Source organism: Microbacterium aerolatum (genome assembly GCF_007988825.1).
Taxonomy (GTDB): Bacteria; Actinomycetota; Actinomycetes; order Actinomycetales; family Microbacteriaceae; genus Microbacterium; species Microbacterium aerolatum.
The window spans coordinates 28743-55196 of sequence record NZ_BJUW01000002.1 but is presented as its reverse complement, the minus strand read 5'-3'; the positions used below and the strand labels follow the sequence as shown (position 1 = coordinate 55196).

The 26454-nt window shown below is 67.9% G+C and carries 32 protein-coding genes; 28 read left to right on the top strand and 4 right to left on the bottom strand.

What is annotated here, in order from left to right; genetic code table 11:
- The 24 genes from rplX to MAE01_RS02295 all read left to right on the top strand — a co-directional run bounded on the left by rplX (position 1) and on the right by MAE01_RS02295 (position 15427).
- On the top strand, positions 1-360 hold the full coding sequence (rplX, locus tag MAE01_RS02410; RefSeq protein ID WP_147037969.1) for a 50S ribosomal protein L24: 360 nt from the start codon (positions 1-3) through the stop codon (positions 358-360).
- Positions 360-950, top strand: a complete 591-nt coding sequence (gene rplE / locus MAE01_RS02405; RefSeq protein ID WP_147037968.1) for a 50S ribosomal protein L5 — start codon at positions 360-362, stop codon at positions 948-950. Before rplX ends, rplE begins: the two co-directional genes overlap by 1 nt.
- A 123-nt stretch (positions 951-1073) precedes the next feature.
- Complete coding sequence (gene rpsH / locus MAE01_RS02400; protein ID WP_147037967.1) at positions 1074-1472, top strand: 30S ribosomal protein S8; 399 nt, start codon at positions 1074-1076, stop codon at positions 1470-1472.
- A 6-nt stretch (positions 1473-1478) separates the two neighbouring features.
- Entirely contained in the window at positions 1479-2015 is a 537-nt protein-coding gene (gene rplF / locus MAE01_RS02395) for a 50S ribosomal protein L6 (protein ID WP_147037966.1), read from the top strand.
- A 2-nt stretch (positions 2016-2017) separates the two neighbouring features.
- Complete coding sequence (rplR, locus tag MAE01_RS02390) at positions 2018-2377, top strand: 50S ribosomal protein L18 (RefSeq protein ID WP_147037965.1); 360 nt, start codon at positions 2018-2020, stop codon at positions 2375-2377.
- Positions 2374-3078, top strand: coding sequence for a 30S ribosomal protein S5 (rpsE, locus tag MAE01_RS02385; RefSeq protein ID WP_147037964.1), 705 nt, complete (start codon positions 2374-2376; stop codon positions 3076-3078). The genes rplR and rpsE overlap by 4 nt, the downstream gene beginning before the upstream one ends.
- The gene (gene rpmD / locus MAE01_RS02380) at positions 3078-3263 is read left to right on the top strand and encodes a 50S ribosomal protein L30 (RefSeq protein WP_017201575.1); all 186 of its coding nucleotides are present in this window, start codon (positions 3078-3080) and stop codon (positions 3261-3263) included. Before rpsE ends, rpmD begins: the two co-directional genes overlap by 1 nt.
- The gene (rplO, locus tag MAE01_RS02375; protein ID WP_147037963.1) at positions 3263-3907 is read left to right on the top strand and encodes a 50S ribosomal protein L15; all 645 of its coding nucleotides are present in this window, start codon (positions 3263-3265) and stop codon (positions 3905-3907) included. Before rpmD ends, rplO begins: the two co-directional genes overlap by 1 nt.
- 103 nt (positions 3908-4010) lie before the next feature.
- On the top strand, positions 4011-5333 hold the full coding sequence (gene secY, locus MAE01_RS02370) for a preprotein translocase subunit SecY (RefSeq protein WP_147037962.1): 1323 nt from the start codon (positions 4011-4013) through the stop codon (positions 5331-5333).
- Positions 5330-5926, top strand: a complete 597-nt coding sequence (locus MAE01_RS02365; protein WP_147037961.1) for an adenylate kinase — start codon at positions 5330-5332, stop codon at positions 5924-5926. Before secY ends, MAE01_RS02365 begins: the two co-directional genes overlap by 4 nt.
- A gap of 3 nt (positions 5927-5929) precedes the next feature.
- Positions 5930-6772 (top strand): type I methionyl aminopeptidase, encoded by an 843-nt coding sequence (gene map / locus MAE01_RS02360; protein WP_147037960.1) that lies wholly within the window; start codon positions 5930-5932, stop codon positions 6770-6772.
- Between the two features lie 249 nt (positions 6773-7021).
- Positions 7022-8011: a hypothetical protein gene (locus tag MAE01_RS02355; RefSeq protein WP_147037959.1), complete on the top strand. Its 990-nt coding sequence runs from the start codon at positions 7022-7024 to the stop codon at positions 8009-8011.
- A 94-nt stretch (positions 8012-8105) separates the two neighbouring features.
- Positions 8106-8768 (top strand): DsbA family protein, encoded by a 663-nt coding sequence (locus tag MAE01_RS02350; RefSeq protein ID WP_147037958.1) that lies wholly within the window; start codon positions 8106-8108, stop codon positions 8766-8768.
- Positions 8769-8961: 193 nt separating this feature from the next.
- On the top strand, positions 8962-9183 hold the full coding sequence (gene infA / locus MAE01_RS02345; RefSeq protein ID WP_017201569.1) for a translation initiation factor IF-1: 222 nt from the start codon (positions 8962-8964) through the stop codon (positions 9181-9183).
- Positions 9184-9249: 66 nt separating this feature from the next.
- Positions 9250-9366, top strand: coding sequence for a 50S ribosomal protein L36 (gene rpmJ / locus MAE01_RS02340; protein ID WP_005050492.1), 117 nt, complete (start codon positions 9250-9252; stop codon positions 9364-9366).
- 131 nt (positions 9367-9497) lie between these two features.
- A complete protein-coding gene (rpsM, locus tag MAE01_RS02335) occupies positions 9498-9872 on the top strand; it encodes a 30S ribosomal protein S13 (protein ID WP_147037957.1) in 375 nt (124 codons plus the stop codon).
- Between the two features lie 30 nt (positions 9873-9902).
- A complete protein-coding gene (gene rpsK / locus MAE01_RS02330; protein ID WP_033106075.1) occupies positions 9903-10301 on the top strand; it encodes a 30S ribosomal protein S11 in 399 nt (132 codons plus the stop codon).
- Positions 10302-10424: 123 nt separating this feature from the next.
- The gene (locus MAE01_RS02325; RefSeq protein WP_147037956.1) at positions 10425-11414 is read left to right on the top strand and encodes a DNA-directed RNA polymerase subunit alpha; all 990 of its coding nucleotides are present in this window, start codon (positions 10425-10427) and stop codon (positions 11412-11414) included.
- Positions 11415-11448: 34 nt separating this feature from the next.
- On the top strand, positions 11449-12021 hold the full coding sequence (gene rplQ, locus MAE01_RS02320) for a 50S ribosomal protein L17 (RefSeq protein WP_147037955.1): 573 nt from the start codon (positions 11449-11451) through the stop codon (positions 12019-12021).
- 126 nt (positions 12022-12147) lie between these two features.
- A complete protein-coding gene (locus MAE01_RS02315; RefSeq protein ID WP_147037954.1) occupies positions 12148-12945 on the top strand; it encodes a sulfite exporter TauE/SafE family protein in 798 nt (265 codons plus the stop codon).
- Between the two features lie 75 nt (positions 12946-13020).
- Positions 13021-13479, top strand: coding sequence for an FAS1-like dehydratase domain-containing protein (locus MAE01_RS02310; RefSeq protein ID WP_147037953.1), 459 nt, complete (start codon positions 13021-13023; stop codon positions 13477-13479).
- Positions 13476-13874 carry a MaoC/PaaZ C-terminal domain-containing protein gene (locus tag MAE01_RS02305; protein WP_147037952.1) on the top strand — a complete coding sequence of 133 codons (399 nt, stop codon included), beginning with the start codon at positions 13476-13478 and terminating at the stop codon, positions 13872-13874. The genes MAE01_RS02310 and MAE01_RS02305 overlap by 4 nt, the downstream gene beginning before the upstream one ends.
- Positions 13874-15010, top strand: a complete 1137-nt coding sequence (locus MAE01_RS02300) for a UDP-N-acetylmuramate dehydrogenase (protein ID WP_147037951.1) — start codon at positions 13874-13876, stop codon at positions 15008-15010. The genes MAE01_RS02305 and MAE01_RS02300 overlap by 1 nt, the downstream gene beginning before the upstream one ends.
- Before the next feature lie 18 nt (positions 15011-15028).
- Positions 15029-15427: a VOC family protein gene (locus tag MAE01_RS02295; RefSeq protein ID WP_147037950.1), complete on the top strand. Its 399-nt coding sequence runs from the start codon at positions 15029-15031 to the stop codon at positions 15425-15427.
- 109 nt (positions 15428-15536) lie between these two features.
- On the opposite strand, the gene MAE01_RS02290 is transcribed toward MAE01_RS02295, so the two are convergent.
- Positions 15537-16736 (bottom strand): pyridoxal phosphate-dependent aminotransferase, encoded by a 1200-nt coding sequence (locus MAE01_RS02290; RefSeq protein ID WP_147037949.1) that lies wholly within the window; start codon positions 16734-16736, stop codon positions 15537-15539.
- Between the two features lie 40 nt (positions 16737-16776).
- Entirely contained in the window at positions 16777-17211 is a 435-nt protein-coding gene (locus MAE01_RS02285) for a hypothetical protein (RefSeq protein ID WP_147037948.1), read from the bottom strand.
- A 101-nt stretch (positions 17212-17312) separates the two neighbouring features.
- Between MAE01_RS02285 and MAE01_RS02280 the strand changes: the two genes are divergently transcribed.
- Complete coding sequence (locus tag MAE01_RS02280; RefSeq protein WP_147037947.1) at positions 17313-19037, top strand: acyl-CoA dehydrogenase family protein; 1725 nt, start codon at positions 17313-17315, stop codon at positions 19035-19037.
- A 113-nt stretch (positions 19038-19150) separates the two neighbouring features.
- On the opposite strand, the gene aceB is transcribed toward MAE01_RS02280, so the two are convergent.
- On the bottom strand, positions 19151-20806 hold the full coding sequence (gene aceB, locus MAE01_RS02275; RefSeq protein WP_147037946.1) for a malate synthase A: 1656 nt from the start codon (positions 20804-20806) through the stop codon (positions 19151-19153).
- Between the two features lie 175 nt (positions 20807-20981).
- On the opposite strand from aceB, the gene MAE01_RS02270 reads away from it, so the two are divergent.
- A complete protein-coding gene (locus MAE01_RS02270) occupies positions 20982-22433 on the top strand; it encodes a helix-turn-helix domain-containing protein (RefSeq protein WP_147037945.1) in 1452 nt (483 codons plus the stop codon).
- A gap of 150 nt (positions 22434-22583) precedes the next feature.
- Entirely contained in the window at positions 22584-23417 is an 834-nt protein-coding gene (locus MAE01_RS02265; protein WP_147037944.1) for a hypothetical protein, read from the top strand.
- Positions 23418-23481: 64 nt separating this feature from the next.
- On the opposite strand, the gene MAE01_RS02260 is transcribed toward MAE01_RS02265, so the two are convergent.
- A complete protein-coding gene (locus tag MAE01_RS02260; RefSeq protein ID WP_147037943.1) occupies positions 23482-24975 on the bottom strand; it encodes a PucR family transcriptional regulator in 1494 nt (497 codons plus the stop codon).
- Between the two features lie 99 nt (positions 24976-25074).
- On the opposite strand from MAE01_RS02260, the gene gabT reads away from it, so the two are divergent.
- On the top strand, positions 25075-26424 hold the full coding sequence (gabT, locus tag MAE01_RS02255) for a 4-aminobutyrate--2-oxoglutarate transaminase (protein WP_147037942.1): 1350 nt from the start codon (positions 25075-25077) through the stop codon (positions 26422-26424).
- The last annotated feature ends 30 nt before the right edge of the window (positions 26425-26454 follow it).

Below are 26454 nucleotides of genomic sequence, written 5' to 3'. Positions count from 1 at the left end.
ATGGCGAACATCAAAAAGGGTGACCTGGTTCAGGTCATCTCGGGCGCCAAGCCCGAGCGTGGCGGCGACCGCGGCAAGCAGGGCAAGGTCCTCGAGGTCCTTTCCGAGCAGAACCGCGTCATCGTCGAGGGCGTGAACTACATCACCAAGCACACCCGCGTCGGCCAGACGCAGCGTGGCACCAAGACGGGCGGCATCGAGACCCTCGAGGCTCCCATCCACATCTCGAACGTCGCACTCGTCGACCCCGAGACCAAGAAGCCGACTCGCGTCGGCCGCCGGGTCGAGGAGCAGACCAAGGACGGCGTCAAGCGCACCGTCCGCGTGCGTTACGCGAAGAAGTCAGGTAAGGACCTCTGATGAGCACCGACACTGCCGCGCCGGCTGGCAAGATCCAGCCGCGCCTGAAGCAGAAGTACAAGGCCGAGATCCAGCAGAAGCTGCGGGACGAGTTCGGCTACGAGAACGTGATGCAGATTCCCGGCCTCGTCAAGGTCGTCGTCAACACCGGTGTCGGTGAGGCGGCTCGCGACAGCAAGGTGATCGATGGTGCGGTCGACGACCTCACCAAGATCACTGGCCAGAAGCCGATCGTCACCAAGGCCCGCAAGTCCATCGCGCAGTTCAAGCTGCGTGAGGGCCAGGCCATCGGCGCGCACGTCACCCTCCGTGGCGACCGTGCGTGGGAGTTCGTCGACCGTCTGGTCTCGCTCGCCCTGCCCCGCATCCGCGACTTCCGCGGACTGTCGGCCAAGCAGTTCGACGGCCACGGCAACTACACCTTCGGTCTCCAGGAGCAGAGCGTGTTCCACGAGATCGATCAGGACAAGATCGACCGCGTTCGCGGATTCGACATCACTGTCGTCACCACGGCGAAGACGGATGACGAGGGCCGGGCTCTGCTCCGCCACCTCGGCTTCCCGTTCCAGTCGGAGGACGCCAAGGCGTAACGCTTCGAACCCCCGCCCGTCGGGCGGGGGTTCCGCGTGCGCTTACAATTGAAGATCGTGTGTTCACGAAGGTCGGCGTCCGTGTAACGGGCGTCGAAACCTCATGATCGAAAGAAGACAAAAATGACAATGACAGACCCGGTCGCAGACTTGCTGACCCGTCTGCGCAACGCGAACTCGGCACACCACGAATCCGTGTCCCTGCCGTCGAGCAAGCTCAAGACCCACATCGCCGAGATCCTCCAGCAGGAGGGTTACATCTCCGGCTTCGAGGTCACCGACGCACGCGTCGGCCAGAACCTCACCCTCACGCTGAAGTACGGCCCCAACCGGGAGCGTTCGATCGCGGGCATCAAGCGCGTGTCGAAGCCGGGCCTTCGCGTGTACGCGAAGTCCACGGAGCTTCCCAAGGTCCTCGGTGGCCTCGGCGTCGCCATCCTGTCCACCTCCTCCGGTCTTCTCACCGACCGTCAGGCTGAGCAGAAGGGCGTGGGCGGAGAAGTTCTCGCCTACGTGTGGTAATTCGAAATGTCGCGTATTGGACGACTTCCCATCGAGATCCCCTCGGGCGTGACCGTTTCGGTCGACGGCCGTGAGGTCGCGGTGAAGGGCCCCAAGGGTGAGCTCACCCTGAACGTGGCCAAGCCCATCGAGGTCGCGGTCGAGGACAACCAGGTTGTTGTCTCCCGTCCCGACGAAGAGCGCGAGTCGCGGTCGCTTCACGGCCTGACCCGCACGCTCATCAACAACAACATCATCGGCGTCACCCAGGGCTACACCAAGGGCCTCGAGGTCGTCGGAACCGGTTACCGCGTGCAGCAGAAGGGCAGCTCGGTCGAGTTCGCGCTCGGCTTCTCGCACCCGGTTCTGATCGACCCGCCTGCCGGCATCACCCTGACGGTCGAGGGCAACAACAAGCTCACCGTGAGTGGCATCGACAAGCAGGCTGTCGGTGAGGCAGCTGCCAACATCCGCAAGATCCGCAAGCCCGAGCCGTACAAGGGCAAGGGCGTGCGCTACGCCGGCGAGAACGTGCGTCGCAAGGCCGGAAAGAGTGGTAAGTAACCATGGCTCTCAAGTCAAAGTCTGACGCCCGCGCGCGTCGTCACAGCCGCCTTCGCAAGAAGATCGTCGGCACCGAGGTGCGTCCGCGTCTCGTCGTCAACCGTTCGGCTCGCCACGTCTTCGTCCAGCTGGTCGACGACAGCAAGGGCCGCACCGTCGCCTCGGCGTCCACGCTCGAGACCGAGCTGCGTTCGTTCGATGGTGACAAGACCGCCAAGGCCCGCAAGGTCGGCGAGCTGGTCGCCGAGCGTGCGAAGGCCGCCGGTGTCACCGAGGTCGTCTTCGACCGCGGTGGTAACCGCTACGCCGGTCGCGTCGCGGCCATCGCCGATGGCGCCCGCGAAGGGGGGCTGGCACTGTGAGTGACAACAAGGAGAACGAAGTGACCGAAACGGCTGCTGCCGCTCCGGAGACGGCCGCTGCCACTGAGGCAGCCGAGCCCGCTCGCGAGCAGCGCGAAGGCCGCCGCGGCGGCCGTGACCGTGGCCAGGGTGGACGCGACCGCAACTCGCGCGACCGTGGCGACAACCAGTTCCTGGAGCGCGTCGTCACCATCAACCGCGTCTCGAAGGTCGTGAAGGGTGGTCGTCGCTTCAGCTTCACCGCTCTCGTGGTCGTCGGTGACGGCAACGGTCTGGTCGGCGTCGGATACGGCAAGGCCCGCGAGGTGCCCCTGGCCATCTCCAAGGGCGTCGAAGAGGCCAAGCGGAACTTCTTCCGCGTGCCCCGCGTCGGCACCACCATCCCGCACCCCGTGCAGGGTGAGGCCGCCGCCGGCGTCGTGCTGCTGCGTCCGGCTGCCGCCGGTACCGGTGTCATCGCCGGTGGTCCGGTCCGCGCCGTGCTCGAGTGCGCCGGTGTCCACGATGTGCTGTCGAAGTCGCTCGGCTCGTCGAACACGATCAACATCGTGCACGCGACCGTCGAGGCGCTCAAGAGCCTCGAGGAGCCTCGCGCTGTCGCGGCCCGCCGTGGTCTCGACTACGACGCCGTCGTTCCGGGGATCATCATCCGCAACGAGGCCAAGGCCGCTGCTGCGGCTGCTGCAAAGGTAGGTGCCTGATGGCCGCCCGTCTGAAGGTGACCCAGATCAAGTCCAAGGTGAGCGAGAAGCAGAACCAGCGTGACACGCTGCGCAGCCTCGGTCTGAAGCGCATCGGTGACACCACCGTTCGCCCCGACGACGCGCAGACGCGCGGCTACGTCAAGACCGTCGCACACCTCGTCAAGGTTGAGGAGATCGACTAATGGCTGAGAAGAACGACGCCGTCGAGGCTGAGAAGGCCCCGAAGAAGGCTGCCGCTCCCAAGGCTGCTGCCGAGAAGAAGCCCGCTGCCAAGAAGCCGGCTGAGAAGAAGGCTCCTGCGAAGGCTGCCGACGCGAAGGCTGAGGCCACGGCCAAGAAGCCCGCTGCGAAGAAGGCTGCCCCGAAGGCGGATGCTCCGGCATCCCGCCCCGGAGTCCTCAAGGTCCACCACCTGCGTCCCGTCCCCGGCGCCAACACCGCGAAGACCCGTGTCGGTCGCGGTGAGGGCTCGAAGGGCAAGACCGCCGGTCGCGGAACCAAGGGCACCAAGGCCCGCAACACCGTTCGGGTCGGCTTCGAGGGTGGGCAGATGCCTCTGCACATGCGCACTCCGAAGCTGCGCGGGTTCAAGAACCCGTTCCGCGTCGAGTACCAGGTCGTGAACCTGGAGAAGCTCGCGGAGCTGTACCCGAAGGGCGGCGATGTCACCGTCAGCGATCTGGTCGCCAAGGGCGCCGTTCGCAAGAACGAGAAGGTCAAGGTTCTCGGTAACGGCGACATCGACGTGAAGCTCACCGTCTCGGTCGACAAGGTCTCGGGTTCTGCCGAGCAGAAGATCGTGGCCGCGGGCGGTTCCGTCAAGTAACCACGTCAGAGAGGGGTCGGAGATTCTCCGGCCCCTCTCTGCGTTACGCTGGTCTTTCGGCCGCCCGCTGCGGACCGGCTACCCCTTTTCTGGAGGAACGCCCTTGTTTAGCGCTATCGCGCGGATCTTCCGCACTCCCGACCTGCGTCGGAAGATCGGTTTCACGCTGGCGATCATCGCCATCTACCGGCTCGGTTCGCACGTTCCGGCTCCGTTCGTGCACTTCCCGAACGTCGAGGAGTGCCTGCGTCTGAACGCAGGCACCGAAGGACTGCTCAGCCTGGTCAACCTGTTCTCCGGCGGCGCGCTGCTCCAGCTGTCGATCTTCGCGCTGGGCGTCATGCCCTACATCACGGCGACGATCATCACTCAGCTGCTCCGAGTCGTCATCCCGCACTTCGAGGCGCTGCACAAGGAAGGCCAGGCCGGACAGGCCAAGCTGACCCAGTACACCCGCTACCTCACGATCGCGCTTGCACTGCTGCAGTCGACGACCCTCGTGACCGTGGCGCGCAGCGGCCAGCTGTTCGGCACCACCGACATCGCCGCCTGCCAGCAGCTGCTGACGAACGACGTGTGGTGGGCGCAGCTGCTCATCATCATCGCGATGACCGCCGGCACTGGCCTCATCATGTGGTTCGCCGAGCTCGTCACCGAACGCGGCATCGGCAACGGCATGTCGCTGCTGATCTTCACGTCGATCGCCGCCACCTTCCCGTCGGCCATGTGGACGATCTTCGAGACCAACGGATTCGAAGTCTTCCTGCTCGTGCTCCTGGTGGGTGTCGTCGTCACTGGCCTCGTGGTGTTCGTCGAGCAGTCGCAGAGGCGCGTGCCGGTGCAGTACGCCAAGCGCATGGTGGGCCGTCGAACCTACGGCGGCACCAACACGTACATCCCGATCAAGGTGAACATGGCGGGCGTGATCCCGATCATCTTCGCGTCCTCGCTGCTGTACATCCCGATGCTCATCGCGCAGTTCAACACACCCCAGGACGGCTCCGAGCCGGCCGGCTGGGTGGTCTGGGTCTCGCAGTACTTCACCACGGGCGACCACCCGCTCTACATGGCGGCGTACTTCCTGCTGATCATCGGCTTCACCTACTTCTACGTCGCGATCACGTTCAACCCGGTCGAGGTCGCCGACAACATGAAGAAGTACGGCGGGTTCATCCCCGGCATCCGCGCGGGGCGTCCGACGGCCGAGTACCTCGACTTCGTGCTCACCCGCATCACGTTCCCCGGTTCGATCTACCTGGGCCTGATCGCGCTCATCCCGCTGATCGCACTCGCGACGGTCGGCGCCAACCAGAACTTCCCGTTCGGCGGCGCGTCGATCCTCATCATCGTGGGTGTCGGTCTTGAGACGGTCAAGCAGATCGATGCACAGCTCCAGCAACGCCACTACGAAGGGCTTCTCCGTTGACAGCTTCCGCACGACTTCTCATCGTCGGCCCGCAGGGCTCGGGCAAGGGCACGCAGGGCGTGCGCATCGCTTCGGCCTTCGGCATCCCCGTCGTCTCGACGGGTGACATGTTCCGCGCCAACATCAAGGGCGGAACCGAGCTCGGACAGCAGGTCACGGCGATCCTCGATCGCGGTGACCTCGTCCCGGATGAGCTGACGGGTGAGATCGTGCGCGATCGGCTGTCGCAGGACGACGCTGCGAACGGCTTCCTGCTGGACGGCTACCCCCGCAATGCGGCGCAGGTCGGGCACCTCGACGAGTTCCTCACCGCACGCGGCGAGGCTCTGGATGCCGTCATCCTGCTGGACGTCCCGCGCGAGGAGAGCATCGCACGACTGAAGCTGCGTGCCGACGAGCAGGGCCGTTCGGACGACACCGAAGAGGCCATCGCGCACCGCCTGGACATCTACGAGAACGAGACCGCACCGATCCTCGCCGTCTACGGTGAGCGCGGCATCGTCGACAGCATCGACGGTGTGGGGTCGCTCGACGAGATCACCGAGCGCATCATGTCGGCGCTGAGCGCGCGCGGCCTGACGCTCGCGGCCTGACACGTGTTCCGCCGCTCGATCTACAAGACCCCCGCCCAGTTGCGGGCGATGATCGAACCGGGGCTCATCACGGCGGCGTCGCTGGATGCCGCGGGTGCGGCGATCCGGGCGGGGGTGACGACCGCTTCCGTCGACGAGGCGGCATCCGCCGCCGTGCTCGCCCGCGGCGCTGAGTCCAACTTCAAGCTGGTGCGCGGGTACCACCACACCACCTGCATCTCGGTGAACGAGCAGGTCGTGCACGGCATCCCCGGCTCGCGTGTGCTGGAACCGGGCGACATCGTCTCGGTCGACAGCGGTGCGCAGTACCACGGCTGGAACGGCGACAGCGCGCGGACGTTCATCGTGCCGGACCCCTCCCGCCCTGAGCTGATCGCCGCTCGTTCGGAGTTGTCGGCGGCGACCGAGGGCTCGATGTGGGCGGGGATCGCGGCGATGGCATCCGCTCGTCACCTCGGCGACATCGGTGCGGCCATCCAGGACTATCTCGAGGCGAACCCGCCGGCCGCCGGCGGGGACTGGGGGATCCTGCGCGAGTACGTCGGGCACGGCATCGGACGCAAGATGCACGAGGCGCCCAGCGTCTTCAACTACCGGACGCCCGATCCGGGCGCCGAGGTCAAGCCGGGCCTCGTGCTCGCGATCGAGCCGATGGTGACCGCCGGCTCCGAGCAGACCGTGGTCGAGGACGACGACTGGACCGTCTCGACCGTCGACGGCAGTGACGGGAGCCACTGGGAGCACTCTGTCGCCGTCCACGCCGATGGCATCTGGGTGCTGACCGCGCCCGACGGCGGTGCCGCCGGTCTCGCCGCCTTCGGCGTCGAGCCCGTCCGCCCCGCCTAGCCCCCGCCCCGCCCCCGGCCGCGAGAATTGCTTTGCCGCACGAGACGGCTGCTGCCAGCGTGATTCTCGACGCGCAGAGCAATTCTCACGTGCGCCGACTCTTCCTGCACAGTCGGGCGGGTCGCGCCCGGCCTGTGGGCAACGGCGATTCGGACCCTCCAACGCGCAAGCTGGGCGGATGCCGCTGCTCCTTTCCGACCGCGCGATCTGTCGTCTCCACTGGCGCTCCATCGTTACGACGAACTCAGGATGCTGGGCGTCGACCCGCGCGCGCCCGATTGGAAGCGCCTGAGGAAGGGGATCTATGTCGACCGGGCGGCGTTCGACCGGCTACCGGCTTGGAAGCGCTACGAGGTTCGCGTGCACGCGTTTCTGCTGACGAACCCGGGTTCCATCCTCTGCTTGGAGTCCGCAGCGGTGCTTCACGGCATCCCATTGTTCGGCGAGGCGAAGGACATCCACGTCTTGCATCCCGGAGGCGCGACCACGACTCGCAACGGAGATGTCTGCTTCCACACCAGCGCTGATGCTCGCGAGATCGTTCGCGTCGGCTCTGCTCTGGCGACGTCCGTCCCCGACACTGTGTCGGATCTCGCGCGCGTACTGTCCCCGGCGAAGGCGCTGGCGGCAGCGGACGCCGTGATCTCGCCGGTGCAGGGCGGAGCGTTCAGCATCGATGACCTGCGGGCGCGTGGCTCGTTCCAGCAGAACCGGCGGGGCGTGCGTCTACGGGAGTGGGTGTGGGAACACGCGGACGTCCGGTCAGAGTCACCGGGGGAGAGCGTGAGCAGGGCGGTCATCCTGTGGTCGGGCTTCGAAGCGCCGGTACTACAGCGTGATTTCCGCTACGAGGGTGCGGTCGACCGGACCGACTTCTTCTTCGAATCGTGCGAGGCGGTAGGGGAGTCCGACGGGTGGGGGAAGTACGACTTGTCGGACCCGGATGCCGCCGAGGAGCATCTGCGTCGCGAGAAGGTCAGGGAGGACAGGCTCCGGCGACACGGCCACCCGATGGCGCGGTGGACGGCGACTGACACGTGGAAGGTGGATCCGTTGTGCCGGGCACTCGTGCAAGCGGGCGTGCGGCGGGTGGAGCATCCACACTCCGCGTTCCTGGCGACACTGCGGCGCAACCCGCGAGAGCTGCGTCGTCCTCAGGGATCGAGAATTGCCTTGCGCGCCGAAACGGATGCTGGCAGCAGCAGTCTCGACGGGCAAGGCAATTCTCGCGGGGGATAGGGCTCACAAGCGGGGCATAGGATTACGCGGGAAGATTGGGGTACCCCTTTGCCCGGACCCGCTCACAGCGCGGGCCCTGAGAGATCGGAAGAGCATGGCCGCTGCTGCCAAGAGCAACACCAACTGGTTCGCGATCGGAATCTCGATCGCCGTCGTCGTGGTCCTCGTGGCCCTCGGCGGTCTCGTCGTCTTCCTCAATAACCAGGCGGGCGCGCCGGGCGCGGCTCCGCAGAGCGCGATCGTGAACGAGGAGACCGGCGCGATCAGCTTCGGCGAGGGCGACACCCAGGTCGACACGTTCGTCGACTTCATGTGCCCCATCTGCGGCGACTTCGAAGACACCTACGGCGCCGCACTGCAGGATGCCGCAGCGGCAGACGAGATCACGCTGAACGTGCACCCCGTCTCGATCCTCGACCGCCTGTCGCAGAACACCGAGTACTCCACGCGTGCGGGCAGCGCCGTCTACTGTGTCGCAGCAGAGGCTCCCGACTCCACCCTCGACTTCTTCAACTCGCTGTTCGAGAACCAGCCCGCCGAGAACACCCCCGGCCTGAGCGACGACGAGCTCATCGCCCTCGCCGAGCAGGCCGGTGCCGGCGGCGCGGCGGACTGCATCACCGACGGCACCTACAAGCGCTTCGTCGGCTCGCAGACCGACCAGCACGAGATCCAGGGCACCCCGACCGTCGAGATCGACGGAGAGCGCATCGACAACTCCGAGATCGGCACCCGCTTCGCCGAGATCCTCGGCTGATCGCACACACTGTCAGCGCGGGCCGTTCCTTCGGGAGCGGCCCGCGCTCGTCCGCCGAGTTGCCGCAGCGCTCGTGAGCGGATAAGATAGACCGTTGGTGCCTTGCGCCCGGTTTCGGCGTGTCCGTCCAGTGCGGCATCACAATCATCCATCCACCGCAGATCGACCGATCTGCAGAAGCGTCAGCGAGGCTATGGCTAAGAAAGACGGTGTCATCGAGATCGAGGGCGTGATCTCCGAGGCTCTGCCCAACGCGATGTTCCGCGTTGAGCTCAGCAACGGACACAAGGTCCTGGCAACGATCTCCGGAAAGATGCGGCAGAACTACATCCGCATCATCCCCGAGGACCGCGTGGTCGTGGAGCTCAGCCCCTACGACCTCACCCGCGGGCGCATCGTCTACCGCTACCGCTGATCGGTCGAGAAGTAACACCCCAGGCGTTCCCGCCTGCCCGGTGAAGACAGCGAAACAGGAAACACAATGAAGGTCAACCCCAGCGTCAAGCCCATCTGCGATCACTGCAAGGTGATCCGCCGCCACGGCCGCGTCATGGTGATCTGCAAGAGCAACCCGCGCCACAAGCAGCGCCAGGGCTGATCAGCCAGATCTGACATACAACTCAATACACACAGGCAGGATCAAGAAGCCGCGCGAGCGGCCGACACCTCGGGACAGAGGCCCGGGTCCACATTCTGCTCCACACCTCTACTCATCCCAGGAGAAACCGCATGGCACGTCTTGCCGGCGTTGACATCCCGCGCGACAAGCGCGTGGTGATCGCCCTTACCTACATCTACGGCGTCGGCCGTACCCGCTCGGTCGAGATCCTCGAGGCCACCGGAATCGACGAGTCGATCCGCGTCAAGGACCTCACCGACGACCAGCTCATCGCACTGCGCGATCACATCGAAGGCACCTACAAGGTGGAGGGTGACCTGCGCCGCGAGGTCGCCGCAGACATCCGCCGCAAGGTCGAGATCGGCTCCTACGAGGGCATCCGCCACCGTCGCGGCCTTCCGGTCCGCGGTCAGCGCACCAAGACCAACGCCCGCACCCGCAAGGGCCCGAAGCGCACCGTCGCCGGCAAGAAGAAGGCCCGCTAAGCAGCGGCCAGGGAATAGGAGAAAACTTTCATGGCTGCACCTAAGGCCGCCGCGCGCAAGCCGCGCCGCAAGGAGAAGAAGAACATCGCGCTGGGCCAGGCCCACATCAAGTCGACGTTCAACAACACCATCGTTTCGATCACCGACCCGTCCGGCGCTGTCATCAGCTGGGCATCGTCCGGTGGCGTGGGCTTCAAGGGCTCGCGCAAGTCGACCCCGTACGCCGCTGGTATGGCTGCTGAGTCGGCCGCCCGCCAGGCTCAGGAGCACGGCGTCAAGAAGGTCGACGTCTTCGTGAAGGGTCCGGGCTCGGGCCGCGAGACCGCGATCCGCTCGCTCACGGCCGCCGGCCTCGAGGTGGGTTCGATCCAGGACGTCACGCCGCAGGCGCACAACGGCTGCCGCCCGCCGAAGCGTCGCCGCGTCTGATCCGGTGTTGCGAGGGATGCTCCGGCATCCCTCGCTCCGCCCGTTCAGGGCATTGACTTCCACAACTCAAGACCTCACCCACCACATGTCATATAGCGGGCATGTGATCGAAAGGAACACAGAGTGCTCATTGCACAGCGTCCCACACTTACCGAGGAAAAGATCGCCGAGAACCGGAGCCGGTTCATCGTCGAGCCGCTCGAGCCCGGCTTCGGGTACACCATCGGCAACGCGCTGCGTCGCAGCCTGCTCTCGTCGATCCCCGGCGCTGCTGTCACCAGCATCCGCATCGACGGCGTCCTGCACGAGTTCAGCACGATCCCCGGCGTGAAGGAGGATGTCACCGAGATCATCCTCAACATCAAGCAGCTGGTCGTGTCGTCCGAGCGCGACGAGCCCATCACGGCGTACCTGCGCAAGACCGGTGCCGGCGAAGTGACCGCGGCTGACATCTCGGCTCCGGCCGGCGTCGAGGTGCACAACTCCGACCTCGTCATCGCGACCCTCAACGACACCGCGAAGTTCGAGCTCGAGCTCACCATCGAGCGTGGCCGCGGCTACGTGTCGGCGACCCAGAACCGCAACGAGTACGCCGAGGCCGGGCAGATCCCCGTCGACTCGATCTACTCGCCGGTCCTCAAGGTCAGCTACCGCGTCGAGGCGACTCGTGCCGGTGAGCGCACCGACTTCGACAAGCTCATCCTGGATGTCGAGACGAAGAACTCGATGCTCCCGCGTGACGCCGTCGCATCGGCCGCGAAGACCCTGACCGAGCTGTTCGGCCTCGCTCGCGAGCTGAACGTCGAGGCAGAGGGCATCGAGATCGGCCCGGCACCTGTCGAGCCCGTGCTCTCCAGCGAGCTGTCGATGCCGATCGAGGACCTCGACCTGTCGGTCCGCTCCTACAACTGCCTCAAGCGCGAGGGCATCAACACGGTGTCCGAGCTCGTGGCGCTGTCGGAGACGCAGCTCATGAATATCCGCAACTTCGGCCAGAAGTCGGTCGACGAGGTGCGCGACAAGCTCATCTCGCTCGGTCTGTCGCTCAAGGATTCGGTGCCCGGTTTCGACGGCGCCCACTTCTACGGCGCAGGCGAAGACGAGTCCTTCTGACCTCCCCGAAATTCTGACCAGGAGTTAGACCAATATGCCTAAGCCCACCAAGGGTCCCCGCCTCGGAGGCGGCCCCGCACACGAGCGCCTGCTGCTTGCCAACCTCGCATCGGCTCTCTTCACCCACAAGTCGATCAAGACGACCGAGACCAAGGCCAAGCGCCTTCGTCCGCTCGCTGAGCGCCTGATCACCTTCGCCAAGCGCGGCGACCTGCACGCGCGTCGTCGGGTGCTCTCGATCCTCGGCAACAAGGAAGTCGTGCACATCCTGTTCGCCGAGATCGCGCCGCTCGTCGCTGATCGTGAGGGTGGCTACACCCGCATCACGAAGGTCGGCAACCGCAAGGGCGACAACGCGCCCATGGCCGTGATCGAGCTCGTCCTCGAGCCCGTCACGCCGAAGGCGAAGAAGTCGGCCCCGAAGGCTGCTCCGAAGGCCGAGAAGGCTGACAAGGCCGAGGAGAAGCCGGCTGAGGACGCTCCCGCCGAGGAGACCCCGGTCGAGGCTGCCGCTGACGCGGGCGCCGAGTCGCAGGAGGAAGGCGCAGCTGCTGAGGCTGCCGCCGAGGACGCCGTCGAGGCGCCTGCTGACGAGAAGTCCGAGTAAGACACTCTGCGAAGGCCCGCTCGTCCCATTCCGGGACGGGCGGGCCTTCTCTCGTATTCGGACAGACCGCGCCCGCGTACCGTTCCGAGGCTAGGAGCGGATGCCGCGGGCGGTAGGCTTTCGCGAGTGAGTGAACTTCAGGATGCGAGGATCCGCGGCCCTCGCGCATACCTGACATTCGTCTTCATCGGCCTGCTCGCCGGGCTCCTGTCCGGGCTTTTCGGCGTCGGCGGCGGCACGGTCATCGTCCCGCTGCTCGTGCTGATGCTGCAGTTCGACCAGCGCCTCGCCGCAGGAACATCTCTCGCCGCCATCGTGCCGACCGCGAGCGTCGGCGTGATCTCCTACGCCGTTCATGGCTCCGTGGCGTGGATCCCCGCGATCATCCTCGCGGCCGGCGCCGTCGTCGGCGCGCAGATCGGCACCAGGCTGTTGCCGCGCATCTCGCAGAGCGCGCTGCGCTGGGGCTTCGTCGGCTTCCTCGTGGTCGTCATCATCAGCCTCTTCCTCGTCATCCCCTCGCGCGACGCGGTGTTCGAACTCGGTTGGATCAACGGCGCGGCACTCGCTGTCGTCGGCGTCGGCACCGGCATCCTGGCCGGCCTCATCGGCGTCGGCGGCGGCGTCATCGTCGTGCCAGTGCTGATGCTCGCGTTCGGCACCAGCGACCTCGAGGCGAAGGGCACGTCGCTGCTCATGATGATCCCGACCGCGCTGTCCGGCACGATCGGCAACCTCCGCCACCGCAACGTCGACCTGCTGGCGGCGCTCATCATCGGCCTGTCCGCCTGCACGATGACGGCACTGGGCGCGTGGCTGGCCACGCTCATCGACCCGTTCGTCGGGAACATGCTCTTCGCCGCGTACCTCGCCTTCATCGCCGTGCAGATGACGATCAAGGCACTGCGCGCCCGCGGGCGCTGAGAGACCGACGCCGGGCCCGAGCTTTCCACGGCCGCTCACACCGACCGCCCCGGCATCCGTCGGTAGACTCGTCTGGTGCCTGTGAATTCCGAACTGGTCGGCCGCGAGTTCCCGCCGACACCGCCGTACCTCGTCGGCCGCGAGAAGGTGCGCGAGTTCGCGCGTGCCGTGTTCGCCGACGCTCCGCTGCACACCGATGTCGAGGCCGCTCGAGCGCTCGGCCACGCGGATGTCGTCGCACCGCCCACGTTCGCCATGGTCATCCAGGACCTCACGCTCCAGCAGCTGTTGTCCGAGCCCGACTCCGGGATCGTCCTGGCCCGCACCATCCACGCCGAGCAGAAGTTCACGTACTCGAAGCCGATCGTCGCCGGCGACGAGCTCACCGGGCAGCTGAAGGTCATCGGAATCCGCATGATGGCGGGCAACGCCATGATCACGAGCGAAGCTGAGATCACGGACGCGGCAGGCGACCACGTCGTCACCGCCACCAGCGTGCTGCTGGTCGGCTCCGAAGAGGAGGCAGCCGAATGAGCTACACCGTCGGAGACGTGATCGCCGAGCGCACCGTCCACCTCACCCGCGAATCCCTCGTCCGCTACGCCGGGGCATCGGGGGACTTCAACCCCATCCACTACCGCGATGACATCGCAGCGTCCGTCGGCCTGCCCGGCGTCCTCGCCCACGGGATGCTGACCATGGGCCTGGCCTCATCGGCCGTGGTCGCAGCGCTCGGAGACTCGGTGAACGTCACTGAGTACGGTGTGCGCTTCACGCGCCCCGTCGTCGTCGACCCCGAGAACGGCGCAGACGTCTCGGTGCTCGCGAAGGTCGGCGCGGTCGACGAGACCTCCGCCCGCATCGACCTCACCGTGAAGCACGCCGACACGACCGTGCTCGTCAAAGCGCAGCTGCGCGTCGCGCTCTGATGGCGGAGATCACCCCGATCCCGCTCGCAGAGCTGACGACCCTGCGCACCGGCGCCGCCCCGGAGCGGATGCTGGATGCCGCGACGAGCGAGGTGCTCGTCGACGCCCTCCGAGAGGTGTGGTCGCGCAACGACGAGTGGTTCGTGCTCGGCGGCGGATCGAACCTGTTCGTCGGCGATGAGCCGTTCGACGGCACCGTGATCCGCATCCTCACCACCGGCATCGAGCGGCTGCCGTCCCCGCACGCCGGTCGGGCGCGCCTTCGCGTGCAGGCCGGGCACAACTGGGACGAGCTCGTCGCCTACACGGTCGAGCAGAGGCTCGCCGGCATCGAGGCGATGAGCGGTATCCCCGGGACCGTCGGTGCGGCGCCCGTGCAGAACGTCGGCGCGTACGGTCAGGAGATCCAGGAGACTCTCGTCGAGGTCGAGCTGATCGACGAGTCCACCGGCGAGGTCCAGGTGGTCCCGGCATCCGAGTTGGGGCTCGGGTTCCGCACGTCGGTCCTCAAGCACCACTACGGCGGCGCACCGATCCGTCGCGCCGTCATCCTGTCGGTGACGCTCGATCTCGCAGAGGTCGACGAGGCTGGCCGGGAGATCAGCGGGGAGCAGCTGCGCCGTGCGCTCGGAATCACGGGCGACGGGATGCTCCCGCTCAGCGACGTGCGCGATCAGATTCTCGCGACGCGTGCAGCGAAGGGGATGCTGCTCGACCCGGAGGATCCCGACACAAGCAGCGCCGGCTCCTTCTTCCAGAATCTGATCGTGCCCGAGGTCGTGGCCGCGCAGTTGCCGCCGGAGTGCCCGCGTTGGCCAGTGCAGCCGGACCTCGACGCGGCCACGGTGATACCGCTGGAGTCGTTCGACGGCTACATTCCGCCCACCCCGGTCGTGCGTCCGGAGGTCAAGGTCAGCGCCGCCTGGCTCATCGAGAACGCGGGGATCTCCAAGGGATTCCGGCTGCCGCGCTCGCGCGCCGGGATCTCGACGAAGCACGCGCTCGCCCTCACCAACCGCGGCAGGGCGACGGCGGGGGAGCTCGCGGAGCTCGCCCGGTACATCCAGGCGCGTGTGCACTCCGAGTTCGGCCTGCTGCTGCAGCCCGAGCCCGTGCTCGTCGGCATCGAGCTGTAGCGCGGCTACACTCGCGGGATGAGCGGACTCGTCCCGTACCTGTTCTTCCCCGGCAACGCCGCAGAGGCGCTGACCTTCTACCGCGACGTCTTCGGCGGTGAACTGCAGCTGCTCAGCTACGAGCAGTTCGGCCGCACCGACGGGCCAGGCGACGCGATCGCGCACGGCCAGTTGAGTGGTCTGGTCGACCTGTTCGCCTCGGATGCCGCCGGCGACGAGGATGCCGTGCACATCGTCGGCGCGACGTTCTCACTGCTCGGCACCGCCGACTCCGAGACCCTCAAGCAGTGGTTCACCGCGCTCGCCGACGGCGGCAACATCACAGACCCGCTGCAGAAGCGTCCGTGGGGCGACTTCGACGGCCAGGTCACCGACCGCTACGGCATCCGCTGGCTGATCGGGTATCAGGAGAGCTGACGGCGTGAGAATTGCCCTGGCACGCGAGACTTGCGCTCGCACAGGAATTCTCGCGCGACAAACCGATTCTCACGGGCCCGTCGACGCGCGGGCGGTCAGGCGGGCGCGGCTACGAGAACAGCTTCTGCAGGCGCTGGACACCCTCGAGAAGCTGATCGTCGCCGAGGGCGTACGACAGACGCAGGTAGCCGGAGGGTCCGAACGCCTCACCGGGGACGACCGCGACCTCTGCCTCGTCGAGGATGAGGTCGGCGAGCTCCAGCGTGGTGGTCGGGGTCTTGCCCGCCCAGGTGCGGTTCAACAGTCCCTGCACGTCGGGGTACACGTAGAACGCCCCGAGCGGGTTGGGAACCCGGACGCCGTCGATCTTCGACAGCTCCGACACGATCAGGCGCCGGCGACGGTCGAACGCCTCGCGGAACTGTTCGGCCTCGGTCTGCGGTCCCGACAGGGCCGCGATCGCCGCGCGCTGCGCGATGTTGTTCACGTTGCTCGACAGGTGCGACTGCAGGTTGCCGGCGACCTTGATGGCGTCCGCGGGGCCGACCATCCAGCCCACTCGCCAGCCGGTCATGGCGTAGGTCTTGGCGACGCCGTTGACGAGGATCGTCTGCGCCGCGGCATCCGGCACCGCCTCGACGATCGAGGTCGCCTTCACTCCCTCGTACGTGAGGTTCTGGTAGATCTCGTCCGAGATGATCCAGATGCCGTGCTCGACGGCCCACTCGCCGATCGCCCTGGTCTCCTCCGCGGTGTACACCGAACCCGTGGGGTTCGACGGGGAGACGAACACGAGCACGGTCGTGCGGTCGGTGCGGGCGGCCTCGAGCTGCTCGACGGTGACCTTGTAGTCCTGGTCGGCGCCGGCGAAGACCTCGACCGGGACGCCGTCGGCGAGGCTGATCGCCTCGGGGTAGGTGGTCCAGTACGGCGCCGGCAGCAGCACCTCGTCGCCGGGGTTCACCACGGCCTGGAACGCCTGGTAGACGGCCTGCTTGCCGCCGTTGGTCACGATCACCTGGCTGGGGGAGACCTCGAGTCCGGAGTCGCGCAGCGTCTTCGCGGCGATCGCCTCGCGCAGCGCGGGAAGGCCGGGCGCGGGGGTGTAGCGGAAGTTCGCCGGATCCTTAAGGGCCTCGGCGGCGGCATCCACGATGAACTGCGGCGTCGCGAAGTCGGGCTCGCCGGCAGCGTACGAGATGACGGGCTTGCCCTCGGCCTTGAGCGCCTTGGCCTTGGCATCGACCTTGAGCGTCGCCGACTCGGCGATGGCGGACAGCTTGCGGGAGAGAGGTGCGCGTTCGGTCACACCTCAGATGGTACTCGGGTGTCTCGGACGGTTGGGAGAATCAGGCGCCGTACGACGCGGGCAGCGCGCAGTAGTCGGCGAAGCGCCGGGTCGGATGCTCGGGATCGGTCAAGTCGACGATGGCGGATGCTGCGGTGTGCGGCTGCTCGTCGCCGGCCAGTTGCCACACCGAGAAGTTCCACAGGCCCCGGGCGGTGAGGCTGAGCAGGCTCGCCGGACCCGAGACGATGACCACACGATCGGCGCGGGGGTCCTCGCGGAACGGCGCGATCACCTCGTCGCGGATCCGTTGCTCGTCGCCATCCGCGGTGTGCGCCTGCTCGACGGTCTGGCCTGCGGCGGCCAGTGCCGCGGCGAGTCCGTCGGCGGCGAGGCGGGAGCGCTCGGCATCCGCTCCCGCGACGGCGAGGAGCCGCCCGCCTCGCTTGTAGAGGTGGAGGAACTCTGCCGCGATCTCATCCCACAGGCTGCTCATGCGCCCAGGCTACGCCCGTCCCTGAAGGCCCGCTCTAGATGTGGAACTCAGTCCCAGCTATACTGATTCTCAGTCTCGCAACGTCTACTCAGGAGTGAACGATGAGCGCTGCCAATCCGTACATCCCGCCGGTCGCCGACTATGCCTTCCTCTACCGGGAGGTCTTCGGCCGCGACATCGTCGCCGCGGCATCCGGTGGGGCGATCACCGCCGACGACGCCATCGAGATCATCGCCGGCGCCGGCGAGTTCGCCGCAGAGGTGTTCGCGCCGCTCGACCGCCCCGGCGACCAGATCGGCGCGCGTCTCGAGAACGGCGAGGTGCACCTGCCCGACGGTTTCGCCGAGGCATACCAGGCGCTCGTCGAGGCCGGCTGGGTCAGCGCGACAGCCCCCGAATCGGCAGGCGGCGACGGCCTGCCGGAGTCGGTGGGCGCCGGACTCGGCGAGATCTGGAACGCCTCCAACATGGCCTTCTCGCTGTGCTGGATGCTGGGAGCCGGTGCCATCCACGCGCTCGACGCCGCGGCATCCGACGAACTGCGCGAGACCTACCTGACGAAGCTGGTCAGCGGTGTGTGGACCGGCACGATGAACCTCACCGAGCCGGAAGCCGGCACAGACCTCGGTGCGATCCGCACCACCGCGACGCCGCGCGAGGACGGCACGTACTCCATCAGCGGCCAGAAGATCTTCATCACCTGGGGCGACCACGACGCCGCGGAGAACATCGTGCACCTCGTGCTCGCCCGCACCCCGGGCGCGCCCGAGGGGGCCAAGGGGCTCTCGCTGTTCGTCGCGCCACGCGTGCTCGTCGAGGCCGACGGCTCGCTGGGCGCGCGCAACCGCATCGAGACCGTGGCGATCGAGGACAAGCTCGGCATCCACGCCAGCCCCACCTGTGTGCTGTCCTACGAGGACGCCACCGGCTACCTCGTCGGCGAACTGCACGGCGGACTCGCCGGCATGTTCGTGATGATGAACTCCGCCCGCGTCGGCATGGGCCACCAGGCGACCGGTGTCTCAGACCGGGCGCTGCAGGGCGCCGCGGCGTATGCCGCCGGACGCCTGCAGGGGCCGGTGCAGGGGCGTCCGGCCGGTGCGCCGATCGCCGAGCACCCCGATGTCCGCCGCATCCTGCGCTCCATGTCGAGTCAGGTCTTCGCGATGCGGGCCCTGGCGGTGCACGTCGGCGACCTGTTCGACCGTGCTGAGAGTGACGAGGACGTGCTTCGCACCGCGGAGCTCTTCGTGCCGATCCTCAAGGGATGGGCCAGCGAAGAGGCGCTGCGCGTCACCAGTGACGGCATCCAGGTCTACGGCGGCATGGGCTTCATCGAGGAGACGGGCGCAGCGCAGCACTACCGCGATGCGCGCATCATCCCGATCTACGAGGGCACCACGGCGATTCAGGCGAACGACCTGATCGGCCGCAAGGTGCTGCGCGATCAGGGAGCGACCGTGGCCGAGCTGTTCGCTCAGATCGATTCGAGCGTCGTGGCGCTGCGCGCGGGAGGAGGCGACGTCGCCGTCCGCGTCGCCGACCGGCTCGGCCGGGCACTGGATGCCGCGCGCCGCGCCACCGACGCGCTGCTGGCGTTCGGACCGGGGCGCGATGCCTCTGCGGTGAGCGTTCCGTTCCTGTCGCTGCTCGGCACTCTCGCCGGGGGCTGGATGCATGCGCTCGCCGTCGTCGCGGTCGCCGCGCACTCCTCGCCGGAGGGAGCGGATGCCGCCCGCCTCACGGACGCGGACTTCTACGCCGCCCACCACCTCGTGCGCGTGCACGCCCTGGCGGAGACGGTCGCCGCGGGCGAGATCGCCTAGCCCGCGCCCCCTGCCCGGCGCTCCGCGCCCCTGCCCGCGAGAATTGCCCTGCCGCACGAGACTCGTGCTGGCAGGGCAATTCTCGTGCGGCAAGGCAATTCTCGCGGCGAGGGTCAGTCCTCCTCGACCAGGAACTTCGAGTACGCCGACAGCGTGAGGAACGCCGGGAACTCCGTGCCCAGCGACACCTCGCGGAAGATCTCCGCGGCGTCGTCGAAGCGGTCGCCCGCCGATCGCGTCGCGTTCGCGAGCACCTCGGTGATCAGCTCCTCGATGTGCTCCGGCGTGATGCGGGTGCCGTCGTCCGTCGAGCGGTCCTGGTGGATCCACTGCCACACCTGCGAGCGCGAGATCTCGGCGGTCGCGGCATCCTCCATCAGGTTGTCGATCGCGACGGCCCCGAGGCCTCGCAGCCACGCCTCGATGTAGCGGATCGCGACCGACACGTTGCCGCGCACACCTGCCGAGGTGATCGGACGGCCGATGCGGAGGTCGAGCAGATCCGACGCCTGCACGTGCACGTCGTCCCGCTGGCGGTCGATCTGGTTCGGTCGGTCACCCAGCACGGCGTCGAACTCCGCCCGCGCCGTGGGGATCAGATCCGGGTGCGCGACCCAGGTGCCGTCGAAGCCGTCGCCGGCCTCGCGCTTCTTGTCGGCCGAGACCTTCTCGATCGCGCTCTGCGTGACCTCGGGGTCGCGACGGTTCGGGATGAAGGCGCTCATGCCGCCGATCGCGAAAGCGCCGCGCTTGTGGCAGGTCTTCACGAGCAGCTCGGTGTACGCCCGCATGAACGGCACCGTCATCGTGATCTCGCTGCGGTCGGGGAGCACGAAGCGCGCCCCGCGCCCGCGGTAGTTCTTGATGATCGAGAAGATGTAGTCCCAGCGTCCGGCGTTCAGACCCGCGCAGTGATCGCGCAGCTCGTACAGGATCTCGTCCATCTCGAAGGCGGCGGGCAGCGTCTCGATCAGCACGGTCGCGCGGATCGTGCCGTGCGGAATGCCGATGTACTCCTCGGCGAAGGTGAACACGTCGTCCCAGAGCTTCGCCTCCTCGCTGGACTCGAGCTTGGCGATGTAGAAGTACGGCCCGCGGCCGTTGTCGATGAGCGCCTTGGCGTTGTGGAAGAAGTACAGTCCGAAGTCGACGAGCGATCCGGATGCCGCCATGCTGCGGCCCGTGCGATCGACGAAGGTCAGGTGCTTCTCCACGAGGTGCCAGCCGCGCGGGCGCATCACGATCGTCGGAGTCTCCTCGGCAGTGACCTCGTACGTCTTGCCTTCGGCGGAGGTGAAGCTCAGCTCGCCGCGGATGGCGTCGCGCAGCGAGAGCTGTCCGCCGATGACGTTCTGCCAGGTGGGGCTGGTGGCATCCTCCTGGTCGGCGAGCCACACCTTGGCGCCGGAGTTCAGGGCGTTGATGGTCATCTTCGGGTCGGTCGGGCCGGTGATCTCGACGCGGCGGTCCTCAAGGCGCGGGCCGGCGCCGGCGACGCGCCAGTCGGCGTCCTCGCGGATGTGGCGGGTGTCGTCGCGGAACTGCGGGTCGTGGCCGCTGCCGATCTCGAACCGGCGGCGCATCCGGTCGGCGAGCCGGTCGTGTCGCCGGTTCGCGAAGCGGTGGTGCAGCTCGGTCAGGAACGCGATCGCGTCAGGCGTGAGGATCTCGTCGAACCGGTCGCGCGCGGGACCGGTGACGGTGAGCGTCGGGCCCTGCTGAATCGTCTGCGTGGGTGCGGTGGTCGGGGGAGCGGTAGGAGTGGTCATGATCGGAATCCTTTGCGTCGAGGCGGATGCTGGTGTCGTACGGGCCGGATGCTTCTGTGGAAGCGGGGGCCATGGGGAGGCTTGACACCCACTCTGAGTGAAGTTCGACCTCGCGAACGCACGAATCCACGGAGAAGAATTTCGATACTTCTGCTTTCGTGACAGAATCGGCGCCATGAGCACCGCTGAAGCTGCAGAAGACACCGACGCCCTCACGATCGGCCGCCGCATCCGCCAGCTGCGCACGGCGCGGGGGATGACTCTCGACGACCTCGCATCGGCCGTCGATCGCGCACCGAGTCAGATGTCGATGATCGAGACCGGCAAACGCGAGCCGAAGCTCACGCAGTTGCAGGGGATCGCGCGCGCACTCGGCGTCGGCATCGATGCGCTGCTGGAGGGCGAGCCGCTCGACGAGCGCAGCACCGTGGAGATCGCGCTCGAGCGCGCCATGAAGGGTCAGACGTTCCAGGCGCTGGGCATCGAACCGTTCCGCATCGCGAAGACCGTTCCCACCGAAGCGCTGCAGGCGCTGCTCGCGCTGCACGCGGAGATCGACCGGCTCAGGGACGAGCGGGCCGCGACGCCGGAGGAGGCCAGGCGCGCGAACGTCGAACTGCGCCACCTCATGCGCAGTCAGGACAACCACTTCGAGGACCTCGAGAAGCGCGCCGCCGAGATCCTGAACGCCGTCGGCCATCCTGGCGGGCCGCTGACGCAGCGCACGGCATCCGAGATCGCCGCCTACCTGGGCTTCACGCTGCACTACGCTCCCGACCTGCCGCAGACCACGCGCAGCGTCGCCGACCTCGCGAACGGCAGGCTGTATCTGTCAAGCAGCATCCCCGCGAAGGGCGATGCCCGCACCGCCGTGCTGCAAGCGCTCTCCAGCCGGATCCTCGGCCACGCCGAACCGCACAGCTACGCCGAGTTCCTGCGGCAGCGTGTGGAGACCAATTACCTCACTGGTGCCCTGCTGATCCCCGAGGCACACGTCGTGCCATCGCTGAAGGCCGCCAAGGAGCGCCGGGCGATCTCGATCGAGGACCTGCGCGACGCGTACTCGGTGTCGTACGAGACGGCCGCGCACCGCTTCACGAACCTCGCCACGCGGCACCTCGACATCCCGGTGCACTTCCTGAAGGTGCACGAGTCGGGCACCATCACCAAGGCGTACGAGAACGACGACGTGAACTTCCCGACCGATCGGCTCGGGGCCATCGAGGGGCAGATGTGCTGCCGTCGCTGGACGAGCCGGGTCGTGTTCGACGAGGACGACCGGTTCAACCCGTACTACCAGTACACCGACACCGGCAACGGCACCTACTGGTGCACGGCCAGGGTCGAGGCATCCAGCGAGGGGCTGCACTCGGTGAGCGTCGGCGTCCGCTTCGACGACACGAAGTGGTTCGTCGGGCGGGACACCCCGCATCGCGGCGTCTCGAAGCACTCGGTCGAGGTGTGCTGCCGGAGGGCGCCGGCCGACCTCGAAGAGCGCTGGCGCGAGCACTCCTGGCCGAACGTCAAGACCCCGCGCACGCTGCTCGCGACGTTGCCGACCGGGTCCTTCCCCGGCATCGACACCACGGACGTGTACGAGTTCCTCGAGGCGCACGCGCCGCGCTGACCTGGCGGCGCCCGCCTGTTCGCCGAGACGAGGTCTGCAGCACGAGACCGCGGGTCGCTGCACCCGTCTCGCGCTGCAAACTTCGTCTCGTGGGTGGGGAGGGCGCGCGCCGCGCTAGTCTGGCGGGGCCGTGACTCGGGAGGGGATGCCATGGCCGAGCAGACTGCCGAGACGGCGGACGCGCACCTCTGGCGGAACGAGACCCGCTCCCTGGTGAGCGGCGTCAACCTCGTCGTGCTGATCGCCGCGATCGCGGCCGGGGTTTTCGGCGTCTTCGACTCGATGACGGATGCCGACGGTGACCGCTTCTGGGGCAATCTCGTCGTTGCCGCGCCCGGCATCTACGCCGGGTGGTGCATGCTCGAGATCGCATGGAAACGCCTGGCGTCGATCGCCACCGTGATGCTGCGGCTGGTGTCGGCCTGCTTCTTCGCACCGGCATTCGTCGCCGCGCCGATCGCGGTGATCCAGACGATCGCCATCGCGTTCCCCGGCGTACGGGATGCCATCGCCGAGGCTCAGGCGCGCAACGGCGGCTTCCACTACTACTGGGACGAGGGGATCGGGCAACAGCTGTTCCTGGTGCCGCTGGGCGGATACGCGATAGGCATGTGCATCCCGCTCGGCGTCGCCCTCATCGTGACGCTCCCGATCATCTCGATCCGCGCGCCGCACATCGCCGCCCAGGGCTCGCACCTCGAGAAGGTCGACGGGGCCCGTCGCATCTCGACGACAGGGTTCGTGTTCGTCGGCCTCGGCGCGACGACGCTAGGGATCGTGCTGTGGGTGTTCGGCGACGGCGGCAGCATCCTCGAGTTCCCGGACGGCGTCGCGCGATTCCTGAACGCGCTGTCCTACGGCTACGCCGACTGGGATGACGTGATGTGGTTGCTCGGCGTCCTGTGCGTCGTCGCCGGGGTCGGGCTGATGGGCTGGGGATGCGTGCGCGTGCTGTTCGCGCGCGGGCGTGCCGCGCAGGGCTGACTCCTGCGGGCCTCTTCGGCGAGACGAGGGCAACTGCACGAGACCGAGGCCGCGTGCCCCCGTCTCATGCCACAGACCCCGTCTCGCCGGCAGGCGCAGCCTGCAGCAGCGCCCACAGTTCCGCTCGGGCGGGGAAGGTCGACAGGTCCATGCCGAGCAGCCGGGATGCCTGCCCCACGCGCGACCGCATCGTGTGGCGATGGATGCCGAGGGCGGACGCGGCCGGCTCGAAGCGCGCGTCATGTTCGAGCCAGACTCGCAGCGAATGCTCCAGCTCGGTGTCGGCTTCACGAAGCGGAGTGAGCCGCGATTGCGCGAGCAGCGCGGCGTCGTCGGTGCGGAGGGCCGCGAAGATGTCCGATTCCCCAGCATCCGAGAAGCGGACGGCTCCGCTGCCCCCGCGCCGCAGCGCGCTCAGCGCCTGCCCGTACGCGCGTGAGAAAGCGGGGTAGTCGACCGGATCCGAGGCGCCGATGCGGATGCCGAAACGCGTAGCGGCCTCGTCGATCAATGCGGCATCCGACTCGGGCAGACAGATCACGACGCCGCTGTCCGCCACCGCCAGGAAGGCGCGCGATCCGCGTTCTGCCCTCCGGCGCTCCCACCACTCCTCCAGCGCGCTCGGGGCCGCATCCGGTGCCACCGCGATGATCACGGGCGCCGCGGGCATCGCCCCGAGCACCCGCAGTGCGAGGGTGTCGTCGTCGGCGAGCAGGGATTCGAGCAACTGCGTGTGCAATCGGCGACGGGCACCTTCGAGCTCGTCGCTCTGTTCCAGCGCAAGGCCCGCCATTGCGATCACCGAGGTGACCACGGCACGCGCCTCCGAATCCAGCGACGGAGTGCCGATCGCGATGACGCCGCGCAATCCACGGGTGCGTCCGAGGGTGAACAGCTGCAACGACTGACCGTCGACGGCGATCGAGCGTCCGGTCTCGGTGCCGCGGGCGAGCACGCTCTCCACGTGGGTGGCGAGCTCGTCCTGGCCTGCGGGGGAGATGCCGCCGGGAGGATGCTCGAGCGCGAGCGCTCCCGACGCGTCGAACATGGCGACCCAGGCATCCAGCCTGCGGCCGAGCTCGGCGATGATGGCGACGAGCCCGTGCGGGCGCAGGGCGGCGACGGCCAGCGCGCGCTGCGTGTCGAGCGCCCAGCTGCGGCGCGCGAACGCCGCCGCCGCCACGGCCTCAGCGTGCGCTCGGGCGACCGCGATGAAGGGGGTGGCATACGGCACCTCGAACAGCGGTAGCGCCGCTCGCGCGCAGGCCGCGACGAGGTCCTCGGGCACGGCCGGGTGCCGCACACCCGTGCCGAAGCCGAGACCCGCCACGCCGCGTGCGACGAGCCGGTCGACGTACGCGGATGCCGTCACCTGGCCGTCGAACTGCCCTCCGGTGGTGAGCAGCGCGAGATCGTCGGCCAGGAACGGCGTCGGGTCGGCGAGGTCGGTGGAGTGCACCCAGCGCAGTGGGCGGTCCAGGGGTGCGTCGGACCCGGAGATCAGGCGAAGTCCGAGCGCGGGCGTCTGCAGCAGCCCGCGGAGCGTGGGATCGATCATGGTGCTCCTCGGTGACAGATGTACGTACTGGCGAACAGGTGATTCAGATTGTACAACTCGGCGAATGCATCCATCCGCGAGCGCGCCTACGCTCGCGGTATGACCCTCATCGACACCGTCCCGACCGGAGGACCGGCCCTCGCGCAGCAGCGCCGCCTGGTAACGCCGCTGCCCGGCCCGCGCTCCGCCGAGATCCTCGCGCGAAAGGCCGAAGCCGTTCCGGTCGGCGTCGCGCACACCGTGCCGATCGCAGCCGTCGCGGCAGGTGGCGGCGTCGTGGTGGATGCCGACGGAAACTCCCTCATCGACCTGGGCTCCGGCATCGCCGTGACCAGCGTCGGCAACGCCCACCCGAAGGTCGCGGCCGCCGTCGCCGCGCAGGCCGCGCAGTTCACGCACACCTGCTTCATGATCTCGCCGTACGAGTCGTACATCGAGGTCGCCGAGGCGCTGAACCGGCTCACCCCCGGCGAATTCGCCAAGAAGACCGCGCTGTTCAACTCGGGCGCCGAGGCGGTCGAGAACGCCATCAAGATCGCCCGCAAGCGCACCGGTCGCCAGGCTGTCGTCGCGTTCGAGCACGGCTACCACGGCCGCACGAACCTGACCATGGCGCTCACCGCGAAGGCGATGCCGTACAAGAGCGGCTTCGGCCCGTTCGCCCCCGAGGTCTACCGCGCACCCCTCTCGTATCCGTTCCGCGACGGCCTCTCCGGGGCGGATGCCGCGGCCCGCGCCATCACGCAGATCGAGAAGCAGGTCGGCGCCGAGAACCTCGCCGCCGTCGTGATCGAACCGATCCAGGGAGAGGGCGGGTTCATCGTCCCGGCTGACGGTTTCCTGCCCGCCGTCGCCGAGTGGTGCCGCGCGAAAGGCGTCGTGTTCATCGCAGACGAGGTGCAGACCGGATTCGCGCGCACCGGCACCATGTTCGCCTCTGAGCAGTTCGGCATCGAACCCGACCTCATCACGACGGCCAAGGGCATCGCAGCCGGCCTCCCGCTCGCGGCCGTCACAGGCCGCGCCGAGATCATGGATGCAGCGCACGCGGGTGGCCTCGGCGGCACCTACGGCGGCAATCCGATCGCCTGCGCCGCCGCGCTCGCCACCATCGACGTGTTCGAGAACGACGGCCTGATCGAACGCGCCCAGCAGATCGGCACCATCCTGCGCCAGCGGCTCGACACTCTCCGCGCCGCCGACCCGCGCATCGGCGAAGTCCGCGGTCGGGGTGCGATGACCGCGATCGAGTTCGTCGACCCGGCGACGAACGCCCCGGACGCGGCTCTCGCCGGAACGGTCGCCCGCACCTGTATCCAGAACGGTGTGATCGTGCTGACCTGCGGCACGTACGGCAACGTCATCCGCTTCCTGCCGCCGCTGTCCATCGGCGACGAGCTGCTGGGCGAGGGCCTCGACGTCCTGTCCGAGGCCCTCGCGGCATCCTGAATCCCCCCGAACCCGCAACCCACTGAGAAC

Coding starts and splice junctions, on each gene's coding strand:
- rplR (WP_147037965.1), top strand. CDS start 2,018: ATGGCTCTCAAGTCAAAGTCTGACGCCCGCGCGCGTCGTCACAGCCGC.
- MAE01_RS02300 (WP_147037951.1), top strand. CDS start 13,874: ATGGCGGAGATCACCCCGATCCCGCTCGCAGAGCTGACGACCCTGCGC.
- MAE01_RS02350 (WP_147037958.1), top strand. CDS start 8,106: ATGGCCGCTGCTGCCAAGAGCAACACCAACTGGTTCGCGATCGGAATC.
- infA (WP_017201569.1), top strand. CDS start 8,962: ATGGCTAAGAAAGACGGTGTCATCGAGATCGAGGGCGTGATCTCCGAG.
- MAE01_RS02260 (WP_147037943.1), bottom strand. CDS start 24,975: ATGATCGATCCCACGCTCCGCGGGCTGCTGCAGACGCCCGCGCTCGGA.
- MAE01_RS02295 (WP_147037950.1), top strand. CDS start 15,029: ATGAGCGGACTCGTCCCGTACCTGTTCTTCCCCGGCAACGCCGCAGAG.
- rplO (WP_147037963.1), top strand. CDS start 3,263: ATGGCTGAGAAGAACGACGCCGTCGAGGCTGAGAAGGCCCCGAAGAAG.
- rplX (WP_147037969.1), top strand. CDS start 1: ATGGCGAACATCAAAAAGGGTGACCTGGTTCAGGTCATCTCGGGCGCC.
- MAE01_RS02305 (WP_147037952.1), top strand. CDS start 13,476: ATGAGCTACACCGTCGGAGACGTGATCGCCGAGCGCACCGTCCACCTC.
- rpsK (WP_033106075.1), top strand. CDS start 9,903: ATGGCTGCACCTAAGGCCGCCGCGCGCAAGCCGCGCCGCAAGGAGAAG.
- MAE01_RS02355 (WP_147037959.1), top strand. CDS start 7,022: ATGCTGGGCGTCGACCCGCGCGCGCCCGATTGGAAGCGCCTGAGGAAG.
- rplQ (WP_147037955.1), top strand. CDS start 11,449: ATGCCTAAGCCCACCAAGGGTCCCCGCCTCGGAGGCGGCCCCGCACAC.
- MAE01_RS02280 (WP_147037947.1), top strand. CDS start 17,313: ATGAGCGCTGCCAATCCGTACATCCCGCCGGTCGCCGACTATGCCTTC.
- MAE01_RS02285 (WP_147037948.1), bottom strand. CDS start 17,211: ATGAGCAGCCTGTGGGATGAGATCGCGGCAGAGTTCCTCCACCTCTAC.
- aceB (WP_147037946.1), bottom strand. CDS start 20,806: ATGACCACTCCTACCGCTCCCCCGACCACCGCACCCACGCAGACGATT.
- MAE01_RS02270 (WP_147037945.1), top strand. CDS start 20,982: ATGAGCACCGCTGAAGCTGCAGAAGACACCGACGCCCTCACGATCGGC.
- MAE01_RS02265 (WP_147037944.1), top strand. CDS start 22,584: ATGGCCGAGCAGACTGCCGAGACGGCGGACGCGCACCTCTGGCGGAAC.
- rplF (WP_147037966.1), top strand. CDS start 1,479: ATGTCGCGTATTGGACGACTTCCCATCGAGATCCCCTCGGGCGTGACC.
- rpmD (WP_017201575.1), top strand. CDS start 3,078: ATGGCCGCCCGTCTGAAGGTGACCCAGATCAAGTCCAAGGTGAGCGAG.
- rplE (WP_147037968.1), top strand. CDS start 360: ATGAGCACCGACACTGCCGCGCCGGCTGGCAAGATCCAGCCGCGCCTG.
- rpsH (WP_147037967.1), top strand. CDS start 1,074: ATGACAATGACAGACCCGGTCGCAGACTTGCTGACCCGTCTGCGCAAC.
- gabT (WP_147037942.1), top strand. CDS start 25,075: ATGACCCTCATCGACACCGTCCCGACCGGAGGACCGGCCCTCGCGCAG.
- rpmJ (WP_005050492.1), top strand. CDS start 9,250: ATGAAGGTCAACCCCAGCGTCAAGCCCATCTGCGATCACTGCAAGGTG.
- rpsM (WP_147037957.1), top strand. CDS start 9,498: ATGGCACGTCTTGCCGGCGTTGACATCCCGCGCGACAAGCGCGTGGTG.